Source organism: Chloroflexota bacterium (assembly GCA_015478725.1).
Classification (GTDB): Bacteria; Chloroflexota; Limnocylindria; order Limnocylindrales; family CSP1-4; genus C-114.
On record JADMIG010000002.1, the window covers coordinates 52,071 to 67,963 of the forward strand.

The window sequence follows — 15,893 nt, forward strand, 5'->3', positions numbered from 1 at the left end:
CCGATGTCGCTTGACGACGCGACATGAGACTGAGTATCATCCGGCGATGAACGATCCGATCCTCAGGACGCTCGACGCCGCCGGACACCGGTTGACCGAGCCCAGGCGAGCCGTCGCGGAGCTGCTCGACGGACGGCCGGGGCACTTCAGCGCAGCCGACCTCGTCGCGGACGCCCGTCTCCGGCGACCCGGCATCGGCCGCGCGACCGTCTTCCGAGCGCTCGAGCTGTTCCTTGCGCTCGGAGTCGTCGAGCGGATCGACCTGCCGAGCGGCGAGCACGCCTATGTCGTCTGCGAGCCGGCCCACCACCACCATGTGGTCTGCACCGGCTGCGGACGAAGCACGGAGATCGATGATCGAGGCATCCGGGCGCTGACGAAGAAGGTCGCGAAACGGACCGGCTACGAGATCGGCCGCCACCGGGTGGAACTCTTCGGCCTCTGCCCGGATTGTCGCGCCGCCGGGTGAGCCGTCACGGCCCGGACGGGGCGTTCGGCGGCATCGCGCTCCTCGCGGGCCTCGCCGTGGCCGCCTCGCTCATGGCCTGCGGCGGCGGGTCCGCGACGAGCCCGGCAAGCGGCCCGAGCGGGGCTGTGACCCCCGTCGCGGTCCTCGGGACGGAGAACTTCTACGCCGATCTTCTCGGCCAGATCGGCGGCGACCGGGTCCGAGCCACCAGCCTGCTCAACGATCCCAACGCGGACCCGCATGCCTATGAGTCGAGCCCGCAGGCCGCCGCGGTCGTCGCCGATGCGAAGCTCATCATCGTCAACGGCCTCGGCTATGACGATTTCATGCAGAAGCTGCTCGCCGCGTCTCCCAGGGCGGACCGGATCGTGATCGACGTGCAGCAGCTGCTTGGTCTGTCGAACGGCGTCAACGCCCACATCTGGTACGACCCGGGCACGATGCCGAAGGTCGCGGCGGCGGCGGGGGCCGCCCTGGCGAGGCTCGATCCGGCAAACGCCGCGAATTTCGCGGCCCGCGAGCAAGCCTATCTCGCCGCGATGACGCCGATCGGGGCGAAGATCGCCGAGCTGAAGGCGACATACAAAGGTGCGCCCGTCGCGTTCACGGAGCCGATCGCGGGATACCTGGCGCAGGCGATCGGGCTTCAGGTGCTGACGCCCGCCGGGTTCCAGCAGGCGATCGAGAACGGAACGGATCCGGCGCCCGCCGACGTCGCCGCCGAGCGCGACCTGTTGACGGGGCGACAGGTGCGCGTCCTCATCTTCAGCAGCCAGGTCGTCACGCCACTCACGCAACAGATCCACGACCTCGCGGTCGCCAACGGCATCCCGGTGGTCGGCATGGCCGAGACGCTGCCGTCGCAATACCGCACCTACCAGGACTGGCAGCTCGGTCAGATGGGACAACTCGAACAGGCCCTCGCGAAGGGCACCTGAACCATGGCCGCATCTGCCATCAGCTTCGATCACGCCACCCTCGCCTACCACGGGCGGGAGGTGTGGCGGGACCTGTCGCTGGCCTTCGAGGAAGGGGCCTTCGTGGCGGTCCTCGGTCCGAACGGATCGGGGAAGACCTCGCTGCTGCGGGTGGTGCTCGGCCTGGCCGGACTGAGCGCTGGGTCCGTCGAGGTCCTCGGGCAACCGCCACGGCGCGGCAATCCGGGCATCGGGTATGTCCCCCAGGGTCAGGTCTTCGATCGCGACCTGCCCCTCCGGGGAAGCGACCTCGTCCGGCTGGGGATCGACGGTCACCGCTGGGGGATCGGTCGGCCGGATCGAGCCATCGTCCGTCGGGTTGCCGACGCGATCGCGTCGGTCGAGGCGGGCGCATACGCCGACGCCCCGATCGGTCGCCTCTCCGGCGGCGAGCAGCAGCGCCTGCGGATCGCCCAGGCCCTGGTGGGAGACCCGCAGCTGCTCCTCTGCGACGAGCCGCTGGCGCATCTCGACCTGCGCCACCAGCGCGAGATCACCGAGCTCATCGGCGGCTGGCACGCACGATCCGGACGGTCGGTCGTCTTCGTGACTCACGACGTCAACCCGGTGCTCGGGTTCGTCGACCAGGTGCTGTTCGTCGTCAACGGGCGGTGGGCAGCGGGCACACCGGATGAGATCCTGACCTCGGAGCGCCTGACGGATCTGTACGGCTCGCACGTCGACGTGCTCCGGGTGCACGGACGGATCCTCGTCGTCGGCGAGGCCTTCGCCTCGGGGTTCGAGCTCGAGGAGCCCCACCACTTGCCGCGCGTCGACCACGACGGCGATCCATCCGGGGGCGCCCGATGATCGACCAGCTCGTCCACCTGCTCGGCTACGACTTCGTCCAGCATGCGATCGAAGCGGGCGTGGTGATCGCGATCGTGTCCGGCGTCGTGAGCCGCTTCGTGGTGGCGCGCAACATGGCGTTCGCGGTCCACGCCCTTGCCGAACTCGGCTTCACCGGATCGGCTGGAGCGATCCTCATCGGGGTCTCGCCCGTCGTCGGCCTGCTCACCGGCACCGTGGTCACGGCGCTCTTCATCGGCGCGCTCGGGGTCCGCGTCCGCGAGCGCGATGCCGTCGTCGGTGTCGTCATGGCGTTCGGCCTGGGCCTCGGTGTCCTCTTCCTGTCGCTCTACTCCGGCTTCGCGGGGCAGGCGTTCGCCATCCTCTTCGGCACGATCACCGGCGTCAGCGGCGGCGATGTCGTCCTCCTGCTGGCGATCGGCGCGGTCACCCTGCTCGCCCTCGCATTGCTCTACCGCCCGCTGACGTTCGCGACCGTCGATCCGGAGGTCGCCCAGGCACGCGGCGTGCCGGTCGGCCTGATCGCGATCGTCTTCCTCCTCATCATGGCCGCCGCGGTCGCCGAGGCGGTGCAGGTCGTTGGCGTGCTGCTCATCCTGACCCTCCTCATCACGCCCGGCGCCACCGCCGAGCGTCTGACCGCCGTCCCGGGCCGGGCGACCATCGCCAGCGTGGGGATCGCCCTGTTCTCCGTGCTCGGCGGGATCGTGCTCGCCCTGCTGACGAACGTCCCGGTGAGCGTCTTCGTGACCTCACTGAGCTTCGCCTGCTACCTGCTCGGGCGGTTCCTCGTCGGTCCTGCGCTCATGGGCCGTGAGCGATCGTCGGGCCGATCCGGACAGACGGCCCGGGCGGTGTGACGGCCCGCGAAACCTTTTTCCCGGTTGGTGTCTCGGACGAGACAGGACCCATCTCCGAGGTATCGCCATGCCGGACTGCGAGCGTCGCCGCTCATCCACCATCGTCGAGGCTCGCTTGAGCGTCGCTCGATGCGCCTGAGCGGGCGCGCCTTCGTCGTGCTCGGAGCCGCCGTCGGGCTGCTCATCGTGTTCGCGACCGACCAGATCCTGCCGGCGACGTCCGTCCACCAGGCGCAGGTTCGTCTCTGGCTCGCCGGCCGGGCGACGGGCATCACCGCCTACCTTCTGCTCACTGCGGACGTCGCCCTCGGGCTGGTCCTCAGTCACCCCGTGAACCGCTCGACATGGAAGCAATCGAAACGGCTCTTCCCGTGGCACGAGAACCTCTTCATCTTCATCGTCGCGTTCGTCCTCGCCCACGTCGTGAGCCTCCTGGCCGATCCGTACGCCGGTGTCAGTGTGCCGGGAGCGTTCCTGCCCGGCCTGTCGAGCTACCGGAGCGCTCCCGTCGCCCTCGGGACGCTCGCCCTCTACGCACTGCTCGTGACGGGCCTCACGGCTCGCTACACCTCGCTCCTGCCGCCGGGCATGTGGCTCCGCCTCCATCGACTGAGCGCGGTGGTGTTCGGGCTCGCCTGGATGCATGGGCTGCTCGCCGGCACGGACAGCGAGCCGCTCCGGGCGATGTACGTGACGACGGGCGGGCTCGTCGTCTGCCTCACCGCCTACCGCTACTGGATCGCCCGAGTCGCCCGGCGCGTCGCTCGCGCGGCGGCCGATCCTCGTGAAGCACTCACCACGGAGGTACCACCCAGATGACCGCTCGTCCGCTCCCCATCTCGATGCCCCGACCCACGGATGCGATCCGCACCGGCCTGCGCCGGGCGGCCGTGACGTCCGGTGTCGTCCTCGTCGTCATCGTCGGCGGTCTGACGATCGGCGCGGCCGCTGCCTGGACGGCGTCCGCCGCGCCGCTCGCAGCCCCCCCGCTGAGCGCCACGGCATTGTCGGCACAACTCGCCGGCGAGCAGGCTCGCTCGGCGGCGCTCGAGCAGCAGGTCGCGGCGCTCCAGGCCCAGGCGAACAGTCTGGGCCAGGTGCTCGCCACGGCGAACACGCGGATCGTCCGGGATTCGGCGACCGCCGATACGCTCCGGGCGCAGCTCAGCGCGGCGCAGGCACGCCTCGCCACGGTGAATGCAGCCCTCGCAGCGGCCGCCGCGAACGCCGCGGCCGCCGCGAACGCCCCACCCGCACCGCTGACCACCGCGCCGCCGGCCGGCGGACGAGCCCCCGGGGGCGACGACTGATGGCGGAAGTGCGCCGGCCCCTCCATCTCGGTGTCATCATCGGCGTCTCGGCGAGCGTCTACGCGGCCGGTTTGGCCGGTGTCACCGCCCTGCAGTCCGGGGCCGACGCGGCGAATCGAGCGACCCTCGGGTCCACCGCCGACACCGCGGGCGCACTTGCGGCAGCTCATGCCGACCTCGAACGACGGCTCTCGGCGGCGGTCTCCACGTACGACGCCGCCGCCGCCTCATATGACCGGATCGCCGGGAGACTCGGCTCGCTCGACGGGAAGCTCCGCGCGCTCGTCGGCGTGACGAAGCGCATCCAGGGGTCGGCGATCGCGATGCCGCAGCTGGTGGCGCTGCCGGCCGTCGCCGCGGCGAATCCGGTGAGCCGGTCGGCCGCCCAGGTCACGACGGGCGCGTCAGCCGCTCCCTGACCCGCGCGCGGCAAGTGCCGCGTCGAGCTCGGCGCTCGTCGGCATCCCGTCGCGAGCACCCGCCACCCGGGTCGAGAGGCTCGCGGCGACGACTGCCCTGCCGACCGCGTCGCCGAACGGGTGGCCGCGGGCGAGCATCGCGGCGAGCGCCCCGCAGAACGCGTCTCCGGCGCCGGTCGTGTCGATCGCCCGAACCGGGTGGACCGGGATCCGGATGGTCTCTCCGCCGGCAGACGGCACGGCCATCGCCCCGTCCGCGCCGAGGGTCACGACGACTGCCTCGCGGATCCGGCCCTCCGACGCGACCCGACGCGCGTCGGCGGCCACGTCCACGCCGGCCGTCCGCCCGCCGAGGGCCGTCCGCCCGCCGAGGGCCACCACGGTCGCCGCCAGCTCGATCGCGTTCGGGACGAGGATGTCGACGAAGTCGAGGTCGGCAGCCTCGAGATCGGACGCCGGAGCGGGATTGAGGATCGTCCGCGCTCCGGCCGTCCGTCCGGCGCGGAGCGCCTCGCGTACCGCAGCGGCCGGTACTTCCCGGCTCACGAGGACGACATCGCCGGCGAGCGGACCGAGCCGCCGGACCGCGTCGACGACCATCGCCGGCGAGAGCCGATCGTTCGCTCCCGGGGCGACGCTGATGAGGTTCTGGCCCGTCGCGTCGACGAGGATGAGCGCGACGCCGGTCGGTGCGTCCGGGATCGTGGCGAGTCGCGAGACGTCGACGTTCGCCGCGGCGAGGGCGGCGCGCGCCTCGGATCCGAACGCATCGTCCCCGAGCGCACCGACGAAGAGTGTCGGCGCTCCGAGCCGGGCGGAGGCGACGGCCTGGTTGCCGCCCTTGCCGCCGTGATGTCGTCCGAAGGCTCCGCCGTTGACCGTCTCGCCCGGACCGGGCAGCCGCGACCCGCGGATCACGAGGTCGACGTTGACCGAGCCGACGACGACGACGCGCCCGCTCACGAAGCGCTCATCGGACCGTCAGCCGGTGACGAACTCGGCGCCGTCGATGCGGATGATGTTTCCGCTGATGAACTCGAGGCCGTCCGCGGAGAGCGCCGCGATCGCATTCGCGACGTCCACCGGCGTGGTGAGGCGGCCGGTCGGATTGCGAGCCAGGGCGACCCGGATGATCTCATCGTGCTCGGGGATCTTCATGAGCGCCGGCGTGATCGTAACGCCGGCCTGGATGGCGTTCGCCGTGATCCCCGTCCCGCGGCGGGCGAGCTCCATGGCGAGCTGCCGGATGTGCGATTCGAGGGCCGCCTTCGCCGAGCTCACGACGCCGTAGGAAGGAACGACCCGGCTCGACCCTTCCGAGGTCATCGCGAAGATCCTGCTGCCGGCCTCGAGGAAGCCGCCGCGGACGAGATCCTGGACCCAGTAGACGAGGCTGTTCGCCATGACGTCCTGGGTCATCTCCATCTTCTTGCGGTCGACCGCGTCCTTCGGATCGTCGGCGATGAACGGGACGAGGCTGCCGAAGGCGAGTGAGTGCATGACCGTTCGGACATACGGATGCCGCCCCTGCGCGCGACTCCGCTCGAACCGCTCGGCGAGGGTCGCCAGGGCCGCCGCGCGCTTCTCGTCGTCGGCAGCGTTCATGTTGATGAACAACGCTTCGGATCCCGCCGCGGCGATCGCCGTCCTGATCTCCTCGACACGGCCGAGGGCGGCCCGGAAGTCGAGATGGATGCCACAGATCCGGTAGCCGGCGGCCGCCAGGGTTCGCGCCGTCGCCTCGCCCATCCCGGACGACGCTCCGAGGATGAGGGCCCAGCGCTCGCGGTCGTCGGTCATCCGGGTTCGCTCCTTCGGGCGCTCATCGGTGGCGGTTCGCTCGGCCGAGTCTAGCAGCGCGATCCGCCGCGGCCGCGCCGCGTTCCAGGCACGGCGGCCGCGGGACGCTCCGGGTCCCGGTCACACGACGCCGCGGTCGCGGAGCGCGCCGATCTCGGCCGGCTCGTAACCGAGCTCCGCGAGGATCGCGTCGGAGTGCTCGCCGAGGAGCGGCGGCGCCGTGCGGATCGAGGCGGGGGTCGCCGAGAGCTTCGTCGGCAGTCCGACCTGGCGGACGGGTCCGAGGATCGGATGGTGGACCGTGACGTCCATCGATCTGGCCTGCGCCTGTGGCATCGCGAACGCGGCCAGGATGTCGTTGATCGGCCCGCACGGGACATCGGCGGCGCCGAGGCGCTCGAGCCAGACGGCCGATGTGGCCGAAGCGAACCGCTCCGCGAGCATCGGACGGAGCTCGGTGCGGGCGGTCACGCGAGCAGCGTTCGTCGCGAATCTCGGATCGCCGGCGAGCGACGCGAGATCGAGCGCCCGGCAGAAGCGGTGCCACTGACGCTCGGAACCCACGGCCACCGCGAGGTCGCCGTCCGCCGTCGCGAACGTCTCGTACGGAACGATGTTCGGGTGCGCGTTCCCGCGCCGGCCTGGAGCGACGCCCGTCGCGAACGCGTTCTGCGCCTGATTGACGAGGATCGAGAGGGCGGCCTCGAGGATCGAGACATCGATGCGCTGGCCTCGGCCGGCCGCCGGCGAACTGGCCCGCTCCCGGCCGGCGATCGCGGCGAGGACCGCGACGGCTCCGTGGAGTCCGGTGACGAGGTCGGCGATCGCGACGCCGACCTTCGTCGGCGCACCGCCCTCGCCATCGGCGAAACCGGTGATCGACATGAGGCCCGCCTCCGCCTGGAGGACGAAGTCGTAGCCCGGTCGGCCCGCGTCCGGACCGGACGGTCCGTAACCGCTGATCGCGAGGTGGACGAGCGCCGGGTTGAGCATCTCGAGGGTGGCATCGTCGAAGCCGAGGCGGGCGAAGGCGCCGACCCGGAAGTTCTCGACGAGCACGTCCGCCCGGCCGACGAGCCGCCGCAGGACCTCCCGCCCGTCGCCCACCGAGAGATCGAGGCGGATCGATCGCTTGTTGCGATTGACGGCGAGGTAGTACGCCGCGACGCCCGGATCGTCCGGCGCGATCCGGCCGGCACCCACCCACGGCGGTCCCCAGGAACGCGTCCCGTCCCCTTCGGGCGGCTCCACCTTGACGACATCCGCGCCAAGGTCCGCGAGGAGCATCGTGCAGTACGGCCCGGCGAGGACCGTCGAGCAATCGGCGACGAGGATGCCGGACAGCGGTCCGGACGACGAGGCGGCCACGGACCCGATGGTATCGGGCTGGGGACCGTCGCGGACCGCCGCCGTCCGGAACCGGTCGGCCGAGAGCGACGGCTCAGCCGACCTCTGCGGTCTCCTCGAGGTTGGTCACATCCGCCACCACCGCGCCGGTCGCCGCGACGAGGTCCGCCGCGGCGAGGTGCAGGTTGACGCCGCGGGCGCTGCCGCCGATCGCCACACGGGCACGACCCACGATCGAGGCGTCGGCGACGACGGGCCATCCCCCGTTCGCCCCGAAGGGCGTGATCGCTCCACGTTCGTAGCCCGTCGCCGCCTTCGCCTCTTCGGCATCCGGCAGCGAGAGTCGGCGGATGCCGAGGTGCTCGCGGAGGCGCGCCCAGTCGAAGCGGCGACCGGCCGGAACGAGGACGAGGACGTAGTCGTTCTCGGCGCGCCGGACGACGATCGTCCGGACGAGGTCGCCGAGCGCGATGCCCTGGAGCTCGGCGCTGTCCGCGGGGTCGCGGGCGGGCCGCGTCCGCACGACCCTGAACGGGATGCCGGTCGCCGCGACCGCCTCGATCGCCGGCGTCGAGTCCGGGACCTCCGTCATCCTGGCCCGCCGGTATCCATCGTTTCCGCAGGGTAGCGACTCCCGCCCGGCCGCGTCGAGGCCTGACGGCTACGATGCGTGGATGAGCAAGTCGCGTCCACTCACCCTCATGACCGTCCATGCCCACCCGGACGACGAAGCGATCGGCACGGGCGGCGTCATGGCCAGGGCAGTCCGCGACGGCCTTCGGGTCGTCCTCATCACCGCGACCCGCGGCGAACAGGGCGAGATCGTCATCCCGGAGCTCGACACGCCGGCGAACCACCGGCGGCTCGGCGAGATGCGGATGGCCGAACTCGAGGCCGCGATGGGCGTCCTCGGGGTCACCGAGTGGGAGAACCTCGGATACCGGGACTCGGACATGATGGGGCGGCCCGGGAACGGCGACCCACGGACCTTCTGGCAGGCCGATCTCGACGAGGCCGTGGGACGTCTCGTGTGGTTCGTGCGGCGATACCGGCCGGATGTCATGACGACCTACAACGACTTCGGCGGCTACGGCCACCCCGACCACATGCGCGTCCACCAGGTGAGCGTCCCGGCGTTCGATCGAGCGGGCGATCCGGCCTGGTATCCGGGCCAGCTTGCCCCCGAGTTCGGCGGGACAGGCGCGGCGACGGAGGATGGCGGCCTTGCGCCGTGGGCACCGCGCAAGCTCTACGAGCAGGCGATCCCGGCGTCCATCCGGACGGCGATGAATGAGCGTCTCGCCGAGCTCGGACAGCGGAGCTTCTGGCTGCCGCCGGAGGACGCGACTCCCGAGCAGCAGGCGGAGTACGAGACGTTCATCGCCCGGGCCCTCGTGGCCGACGAGCAGGTGACGACGTGGGTTGACGTCTCGGGCGTCCTCGACGCGAAGTGGAACGCCCTGCGACGGCATGCGACGCAGATCAGCGAAGAGCAGGGCTTCATGGCCTTCGGACTCGACGCCTGGCGGGAGCACTGGTCGCGCGAGGCGTACGTCCTGCGCGCGTCGCGAGACGTGGACGTGTCGCTCCCCGAATCCGACCTTTTCGCGGGACTCGCCTGACGACGGGCCGGATGACCCCAGGCGGCGATCTGCGGACGGGAGCCGCGACCCGGACCGCGACCCGCTCGCGGCTCGCGGCGCTCGGCGAGCGGCTGTTCGTCGAGCCGACCCGAGTCGGAAGCCGGTGCCTGCCGCCGCTCGGGCTGGTCGTCCTCGCCGCGATCGGCGCCTCGCTCCTCGTCATCGTCGCGTCGTCGAGGTGGGGAACCCCGACCGACGAGGCAGCGTACTGGCGTGCGGCGGTGCGACTCGTCCAAGGCACGCCCGTCTACGATCCACAGGCAGACCCGGGGACCCCCTATGCCTACTTCTACCCTCCGCCCCTCGCGCAGGTCCTTGCGCCACTGACGTTGATCATGTCCGAGTCGGTATTCACGGCCATGTGGACGGTCTTGCTCCTGCTGTGCCTGTGGTGGATCGCCGGGCGACGGCCGCTCGTGGCGCTCGCCTGCATCGCCTTCGTCCCTGTCGCGGTCGAACTCTGGTACCGGAATGTTCACCTTGTCCTGGCCGTGCTCATCCTGCTCGCGATCCGCCGATGGCCCGCGCTGTTCGCCGTCGGTGCCGCGATCAAGCTCGCGCCAGGGCTCGGGATCGTGTACCTCGTCGCCGGGCGGCGCTGGCGGGACGCCCTGCTGACCTCCGCACTGGGACTCGCGATCCTCGTCGTGAGCGTCGCCATCTCGCCGAGCGCCTGGGCCGACTTCATCACCGTGGTAGCCGTCCGTGGTCCGACCATCGGGGCGAGCCTCGTCCCGGTGCCGTTCGTCCTCCGCGCGGTCGCCGGCCTCGCCCTCGCCGTGATCGCCGGCCTGCTCCGACCGCGGATCGGTGAGCCGCTGCTCGTGGTCGCGATCGTGATCGCCAATCCGACGCTGTGGACGACCGTGTTCAGCCTGCTCATCGTCATCGTTCCGCTCATGACGACCGGCGCGCGGGCCACCGCGATCGGAACGAAGGAACGCCCCGTCCTGGCGGGAGGACGGGGCGTCGGGTCGAGCGGCTGACCGGCGATCTGGCGGACCCGACCGGATTCGAACCGGCGATCTCCAGCGTGACAGGCTGGCATGTTGGGCCGCTACACCACGGGTCCGGGAACGGCGGATGGGCAGGATAGCAGCTGCGACCGCTCTCGGCACCCGACACACCCCTCGGCACCCGACACACCCCGTGCGAACCTGACGAGCCGGGGGCATCCGCGAGCCCGGTATACTCGCGGCCCATGCAGGCCCACGCCTCCGATCACCGCATCGACCTGCGCTCGGACACCGTCACGAAGCCGACCCACGAGATGCGCCGGGCGATGGCCGAGGCGGAGGTCGGCGACGACGTCTTCGACGACGACCCCACGGTGCACGCCCTCCAGGACCGTGCGGCCGAGCTCCTCGGCAAGGAGGCCGGCCTGTTCGTCGCGAGCGGCGCGATGGCCAATCTCGTCGCTCAGCTCGCCCACCTCGCCCGCGGCCAGGAGACGATCGCCGGATCGAGCAGCCACATCGTCCTCGATGAGGCGGCGGGCCATGCCGTCGTGGTCGGGACGAGCGTCCGGGCCATCGACGAGCAGCCGGACGGGACGATCGACACGGACCGCATCCGGGAGGCCTTCCGCGACCCGCGCGACGTCCACGAACCCATCAGCGGGCTCGTCACGATCGAGAACACCCACGCCCACTCGATGGGCCAGCCGCTCTCCGCCGAGTACACCGCGGAGGTCGCCGCGATCGCCCACGAGCGGAGCGTCCCGCTCCACGTCGACGGAGCGCGATTCTGGAACGCGGTCGTCGCGCTTGGCGCCCGCCCGACCGACCTCGCTGGTCCGGCGGATACGGTGAGCTTCTGTCTCTCGAAGGGCCTCGCCTGCCCGGTGGGTTCACTCGTCGTCGGCAGCCGCGACGTCATCTGGCGGGCTCGCCGGGCTCGCAAGCTCGTCGGCGGCGGGATGCGCCAGGTCGGGATCCTCGCGGCCGCCGGCCTCGTGGCGCTGCGCGACGGTCCGGCCGGCATGATCGAGCGGCTCGCCGAGGACCATGCCAACGCGCGACGCCTCGCCGAGGGGCTCGCCGGCCTGCCGGGCATCGTCTCGCCGGGCGGCATCGCCCAGCCCACGGAGGGGCCGCTCGACCCCGAGCGGGTACGGACGAACTTTGTCATCTTTCGTGTCGAACGCAACCGGGCCGCCTTCCTCGCGGCCCTCGCCGCGCGTGGTGTCCTCATGGTCGAATACCCGCATGGTCAGGTCCGCGCGGTCACCCACCATGGGATCGAGGCGGCCGACACCGAGACCGCGATCGCCGCGACGCGCGCGGCACTCAGCGAGACGGGAGGAACGCGATGACCGGCGCGAGTCTCGCCGACGCCCAGCTCTCGCGCCCGGCTCCGGCCGCGGTGCCGGGACCGCTCGACGATCGTCTCTACGACCTCGTCGAAGCGCGGTTCCGGCGGCTCCTCCGCGACAACCCGGTCCTCGCGACCTACGTCGGGATCCACACGGAGGACGCCCGACTCGGCGACGTCAGCCATGACGCCACGCTCCAGGAGCTCGCCGACGAGCGCGCCCACCTCGCGGCGATCGAGGTCCTCGACCCGGCGGGCCTGTCGCCCGAGGCGTCATTCGAGCGGGAGCTGGAGATCCACAACCTGCAGCGCGTCCTGTTCGACGGCGAACGACTCCGCTTCTGGGAGCGGCGATCGACCGCGATGGACGCGGTCGGGGAGGCCCTCTTCCTCGTCTTCGCCCGGGACTTCGCGCCGCTCCGGGAGCGCCTGGCATCGGCGAGCGGCCGCCTGGCGGCCGTTCCCGACTTCCTCGCCTCCGCGCGTCGCCGACCGGCCATCCCCCAGGTCCGCCTCTGGCAGCGGCTCGAGATCGAGTCCGCCGGCGAGCTCCCGGCCCTCTTCGACGAGATCGTCGCGGCCGGCCGGGCGGCGGTCCTGCCGAGCCTGGACCAGGCTGCGCTCGAGCGAGCCGCGGCGGCGGCCCGGGTGGCCGTCGTGGACTACGCGGCGTGGCTGACGGCGTCGCTCGCCAGCGGCAGCGACGACTGGGCGATCGGCCGCGAGACGTACGACGAGCTCATCGGCCTGCGGGCGTTCGACGGCCTCGACGCCGACGCGATCCTCGACATCGGCTGGCGCCAGCTCGCCGAGCAGAAGGCGGCCCGCATCGCCGCCGCCCGCGAGATCGACCCCACGGTTGATGAGGCGACCGTCGTTGAGCGCATCAAGTCGGACCACCCGGCGACTTTCGGGGAGGCCCTCGACGCGTATCGCGAGGTCATGGTCCGAGCGCGCCGGTTCCTCATCGAGCGGGACATCGTCACGGTGCCGTCGGACGAGCGGATCGCGGTCATCGAGACGCCCGACTACCTCCGCAACGTCATACCGTTCGCCGCCTACTTCGACCCACCCAAGTTCGACCGCGACCCGTCCGGCATCTATGTCGTGACCCCGTTCGTCACGGATGGACCGGGCGCGATGCGGGAGCACAACCACAGCTCGATCAGCAACACGAGCATCCACGAGGCATATCCCGGCCACCACCTCCAGCTGTCGGTGGGCGGCCGCCACCCGTCGCTGACGCGGCTCACGACCGAAGCCCCGGAGTTCGTCGAAGGCTGGGGCATGTATTCCGAGCAGATGATGCGCGAGCAGGGCTTCGACGACGCCCCGAACTTCCGCTTCAACATGCATACGGACGCGATCTGGCGGGCCTGTCGGATCATCCTCGACGTCCGGATGCACCGTGGCGAGATCGGGGTGGACGAGGCGATCCGCTGGATGGTCGAGCAGACGAACTTCGAGGAACCGAACGCCCGGGCGGAGGTCCACCGCTACACGTACACGCCGACCTACCAGCTCTCGTACCTCCTCGGCAAGGTCCTCCTCCTCCAGCTTCGCGCGGACGAGCAGCGCAGGCTCGGGTCCGCGTTCCGCCTTCGCGAGTTCCACGACACCCTCCTCCGCAACGGAAGCCTGCCGATCAGCTTCCAGCGCCGCCTGCTTCGCGCCGCCGCGGCACGCCGGCCGCGCGCCGCGGGCGGCGGTCCCGGCACCCTCGACGTCGCCGCCAGGGGCTGACCGCCGGATGCTCGTCATCCCGGCGATCGATCTCGCCGGCGGACGCTCCCGGGTCGTGTACTGGCCAGGCGCAGCCGCCGGCATCGGCGCTCCCACGGATCGACCGGAGGCCATCGTCGAGCGCTTCGTCGCTCTCGGCGCCCGGATCGTCCATCTCGTCGACGTCGACGGGGCCCGCTCGGGAGCGCCCGCCAACCTCGAGGCCGTGGGTCGGGTCGCGGCACGCACGGCCGTGCCGATCCAGCTCGCCGGCGGCCTGGAATCGGCCGATCACGTCCGCCTCGCATTCGCCGCAGGAGCGACCCGGGTCGTCCTCGCGATGAACGTCCTCGACAGCCCGGATGTGCTCGCCGAGTGTCTCGCCGTCGCCGGCGACTGGCTCGCCGTGGGGCTCGACCCGCGACCCGAGCGGCTCGCCGCGTTCCCCTGGCGGCGGCCCGCACCGCCCACCTTCGACGGACTCCTCGGCGAGCTCGCGGATCGTGGCGTGGGACGGATCGTCCTCACGCACGGAGGCGGCCGCGACGCCGCCCGCATCGTCGGGATCGCCCGGACCCGTGCCGTCGACGTGCTCGTCGCGGGCGGGGTGGCGGACATCCCCGCTATCCTTCGGTTGCGAGATGCCGGCGTCGCCGGCGTCATCATCGGCGAAGCGCTCCTCTCGGGAGCGATCGAGCTCCCCGCCGCCCTGGAGGCCGCCGCGTGACGTTCTTCCATCCCCGTCGATCCATCGTCGTCGCCTTCATGGCGCTCGCGATCGGTGGCTGCAGCGCCGCGAGCGCACCGACGCCTGCCTCGAGTCCGACTCCGGCCTCGAGCCCTGCCCCGGCCGCCTCGTCGGCCGCCGGGCCGAGCAGCGGATCGACGACCTGCCCAACGAGTGCCCCGCCGCACGCGGCCGCCGGCTCGACCGCCACGGCGACGATCCAGACGCCGAAGGGGACGATCGTCGTGAAGCTCGAGGCGGATCTCGGTCCGGCGGCGGTCGCCGACTTCATCGCCCTCGTCGAGTGCGGCTTCTACGACGGCGTCGTCTTCCACCGACTCGTGCCGGGCTTCGTCATCCAGGGCGGCGACGGCCAGTTCGGTCGGAGTCCGAACGTCGATCCGAACCAGGTCGGTGCCGGCGGCCCCGGCTACACGATCGACGACGACCCGGTCAGCGCGGCATACGGTCGGGGCGTCGTCGCGATGGCCCGCACGCAGGCTCCGCATTCGGAGGGCTCGCAGTTCTTCATCGTCCTCGACGACGCCGCCCGACCGGCCCTCGCGAGCGCGAACACGTACGCGATCATCGGCCACGTGACGTCCGGGATGAACGTCGTCGACGCGATCGCCGCCATGCCGAACAGCGGGACCCCGAACAACGCCGCCATCGCTCCCGTGCCGATGACGAAGGTCACGATCACCACGCCGTAAGGAGCCTCCATGACCCGAGCGACCATTGCGACCGAGATCGGCGATATCGAGGTCGACCTGTACGACCAGTCCGCCCCGAAGGCGGTCTCGAACTTCCTCGCCCTCGCCCGCAAGGGGTTCTTCGACGACGTCATCTTCCATCGCGTCATCCCGGGTTTCGTCATCCAGGGCGGCGACGGCCAGTACGGGAAGAAGTCCGCGCTCGACAGCGCCAAGGTCGGCACCGGCGGACCGGGCTACCGCTTCGATGACGAGCCGATCAAGGGTGACTACGTCCGCGGCTCGCTCGCGATGGCGAACGCCGGACCGAACACGAATGGCTCTCAATTCTTCATCTGCACGGACGACCTCACCGGCAAGCTCCCGAAGAACTACACCCTGTTCGGCCTCGTGACGAGGGGGATGGACGTCGTGGACCGGATCGTCGCCGCGCCCCGCAACGGTCGCGACCTGCCGAACGCGCCGGTCGCCATGACGGCCGTGACGATCCACGAGGACTGACCGGCCCGATCGTGGTGCATGAAGCGGCCGTCAGGGCATCGTGGGCTTTCGGGCGCGGAAGGTTAAGGAATTTACACACGCGCGCCGCACAAAACCCTTGGCGTGTGAGGCTGAAAGCGGTACAGTATCGTCGCTGCGAGAGCGGCCAGCTGCCCCAGCTCCAAGGTCATGGGTAGGTAGGGTCAGGGTAGTCGGTGCAGCCGACGTGATAGATGCCCTTGGCGCGATGGCAGAAGGCGTCCCGCTTCGGCGGATCGCACCTTCACCGGGACAGCAGCGGAG

At 71.3% G+C, this 15,893-nt stretch carries 18 protein-coding genes and 1 tRNA gene; 14 read left to right on the top strand and 5 right to left on the bottom strand.

Annotation, left to right across the window (positions count from 1 at the left end; all coding sequences use genetic code 11):
• Positions 1-46: 46 nt before the first annotated feature.
• The 7 genes from IVW53_02975 to IVW53_03005 all read left to right on the top strand — a co-directional run bounded on the left by IVW53_02975 (position 47) and on the right by IVW53_03005 (position 4,845).
• A complete protein-coding gene (locus IVW53_02975) occupies positions 47-469 on the top strand; it encodes a transcriptional repressor (GenBank protein MBF6604528.1) in 423 nt (140 codons plus the stop codon).
• Complete coding sequence (locus tag IVW53_02980; protein ID MBF6604529.1) at positions 466-1,407, top strand: zinc ABC transporter substrate-binding protein; 942 nt, start codon at positions 466-468, stop codon at positions 1,405-1,407. The genes IVW53_02975 and IVW53_02980 overlap by 4 nt, the downstream gene beginning before the upstream one ends.
• Positions 1,408-1,410: 3 nt before the next feature.
• A complete protein-coding gene (locus tag IVW53_02985) occupies positions 1,411-2,256 on the top strand; it encodes an ABC transporter ATP-binding protein (GenBank protein MBF6604530.1) in 846 nt (281 codons plus the stop codon).
• Positions 2,253-3,116: a metal ABC transporter permease gene (locus IVW53_02990; GenBank protein MBF6604531.1), complete on the top strand. Its 864-nt coding sequence runs from the start codon at positions 2,253-2,255 to the stop codon at positions 3,114-3,116. Before IVW53_02985 ends, IVW53_02990 begins: the two co-directional genes overlap by 4 nt.
• A 129-nt stretch (positions 3,117-3,245) precedes the next feature.
• Positions 3,246-3,935 carry a hypothetical protein gene (locus IVW53_02995; GenBank protein ID MBF6604532.1) on the top strand — a complete coding sequence of 230 codons (690 nt, stop codon included), beginning with the start codon at positions 3,246-3,248 and terminating at the stop codon, positions 3,933-3,935.
• Positions 3,932-4,426, top strand: coding sequence for a hypothetical protein (locus IVW53_03000; protein MBF6604533.1), 495 nt, complete (start codon positions 3,932-3,934; stop codon positions 4,424-4,426). The genes IVW53_02995 and IVW53_03000 overlap by 4 nt, the downstream gene beginning before the upstream one ends.
• Entirely contained in the window at positions 4,426-4,845 is a 420-nt protein-coding gene (locus IVW53_03005; GenBank protein ID MBF6604534.1) for a hypothetical protein, read from the top strand. Before IVW53_03000 ends, IVW53_03005 begins: the two co-directional genes overlap by 1 nt.
• Here IVW53_03005 and IVW53_03010 read toward each other — a convergent pair.
• The 4 genes from IVW53_03010 to IVW53_03025 form a co-directional block, all read right to left on the bottom strand.
• Positions 4,831-5,808, bottom strand: a complete 978-nt coding sequence (locus tag IVW53_03010) for a ribokinase (protein MBF6604535.1) — start codon at positions 5,806-5,808, stop codon at positions 4,831-4,833. The two genes, IVW53_03005 and IVW53_03010, sit on opposite strands and share 15 nt — an antisense overlap.
• Before the next feature lie 18 nt (positions 5,809-5,826).
• The gene (locus tag IVW53_03015; protein ID MBF6604536.1) at positions 5,827-6,645 is read right to left on the bottom strand and encodes an SDR family oxidoreductase; all 819 of its coding nucleotides are present in this window, start codon (positions 6,643-6,645) and stop codon (positions 5,827-5,829) included.
• A gap of 120 nt (positions 6,646-6,765) precedes the next feature.
• On the bottom strand, positions 6,766-8,013 hold the full coding sequence (locus IVW53_03020) for a CoA transferase (protein MBF6604537.1): 1,248 nt from the start codon (positions 8,011-8,013) through the stop codon (positions 6,766-6,768).
• Positions 8,014-8,086: 73 nt separating this feature from the next.
• Positions 8,087-8,584, bottom strand: coding sequence for a YbaK/EbsC family protein (locus tag IVW53_03025; GenBank protein ID MBF6604538.1), 498 nt, complete (start codon positions 8,582-8,584; stop codon positions 8,087-8,089).
• A gap of 82 nt (positions 8,585-8,666) precedes the next feature.
• Here IVW53_03025 and IVW53_03030 point away from each other — a divergent pair, with 82 nt between their 5' ends.
• Both IVW53_03030 and IVW53_03035 read left to right on the top strand, forming a co-directional pair.
• Positions 8,667-9,614, top strand: coding sequence for a PIG-L family deacetylase (locus IVW53_03030; GenBank protein MBF6604539.1), 948 nt, complete (start codon positions 8,667-8,669; stop codon positions 9,612-9,614).
• An 11-nt stretch (positions 9,615-9,625) separates the two neighbouring features.
• Positions 9,626-10,621, top strand: coding sequence for a DUF2029 domain-containing protein (locus IVW53_03035; GenBank protein MBF6604540.1), 996 nt, complete (start codon positions 9,626-9,628; stop codon positions 10,619-10,621).
• Positions 10,622-10,630: 9 nt separating this feature from the next.
• On the opposite strand, the gene IVW53_03040 is transcribed toward IVW53_03035, so the two are convergent.
• A tRNA-Asp gene (locus IVW53_03040) sits at positions 10,631-10,707 on the bottom strand.
• Between the two features lie 129 nt (positions 10,708-10,836).
• Between IVW53_03040 and IVW53_03045 the strand changes: the two genes are divergently transcribed.
• From IVW53_03045 to IVW53_03065, 5 genes are read left to right on the top strand one after another with little or no spacing between them, the layout of a single operon-like run.
• Positions 10,837-11,949 carry a hypothetical protein gene (locus IVW53_03045; protein ID MBF6604541.1) on the top strand — a complete coding sequence of 371 codons (1,113 nt, stop codon included), beginning with the start codon at positions 10,837-10,839 and terminating at the stop codon, positions 11,947-11,949.
• The gene (locus IVW53_03050) at positions 11,946-13,691 is read left to right on the top strand and encodes a DUF885 domain-containing protein (protein ID MBF6604542.1); all 1,746 of its coding nucleotides are present in this window, start codon (positions 11,946-11,948) and stop codon (positions 13,689-13,691) included. Before IVW53_03045 ends, IVW53_03050 begins: the two co-directional genes overlap by 4 nt.
• A 7-nt stretch (positions 13,692-13,698) precedes the next feature.
• Positions 13,699-14,397 (top strand): hypothetical protein, encoded by a 699-nt coding sequence (locus IVW53_03055; protein ID MBF6604543.1) that lies wholly within the window; start codon positions 13,699-13,701, stop codon positions 14,395-14,397.
• Positions 14,394-15,110, top strand: coding sequence for a peptidylprolyl isomerase (locus IVW53_03060; protein ID MBF6604544.1), 717 nt, complete (start codon positions 14,394-14,396; stop codon positions 15,108-15,110). The genes IVW53_03055 and IVW53_03060 overlap by 4 nt, the downstream gene beginning before the upstream one ends.
• A 9-nt stretch (positions 15,111-15,119) precedes the next feature.
• A complete protein-coding gene (locus IVW53_03065) occupies positions 15,120-15,611 on the top strand; it encodes a peptidylprolyl isomerase (protein ID MBF6604545.1) in 492 nt (163 codons plus the stop codon).
• The last annotated feature ends 282 nt before the right edge of the window (positions 15,612-15,893 follow it).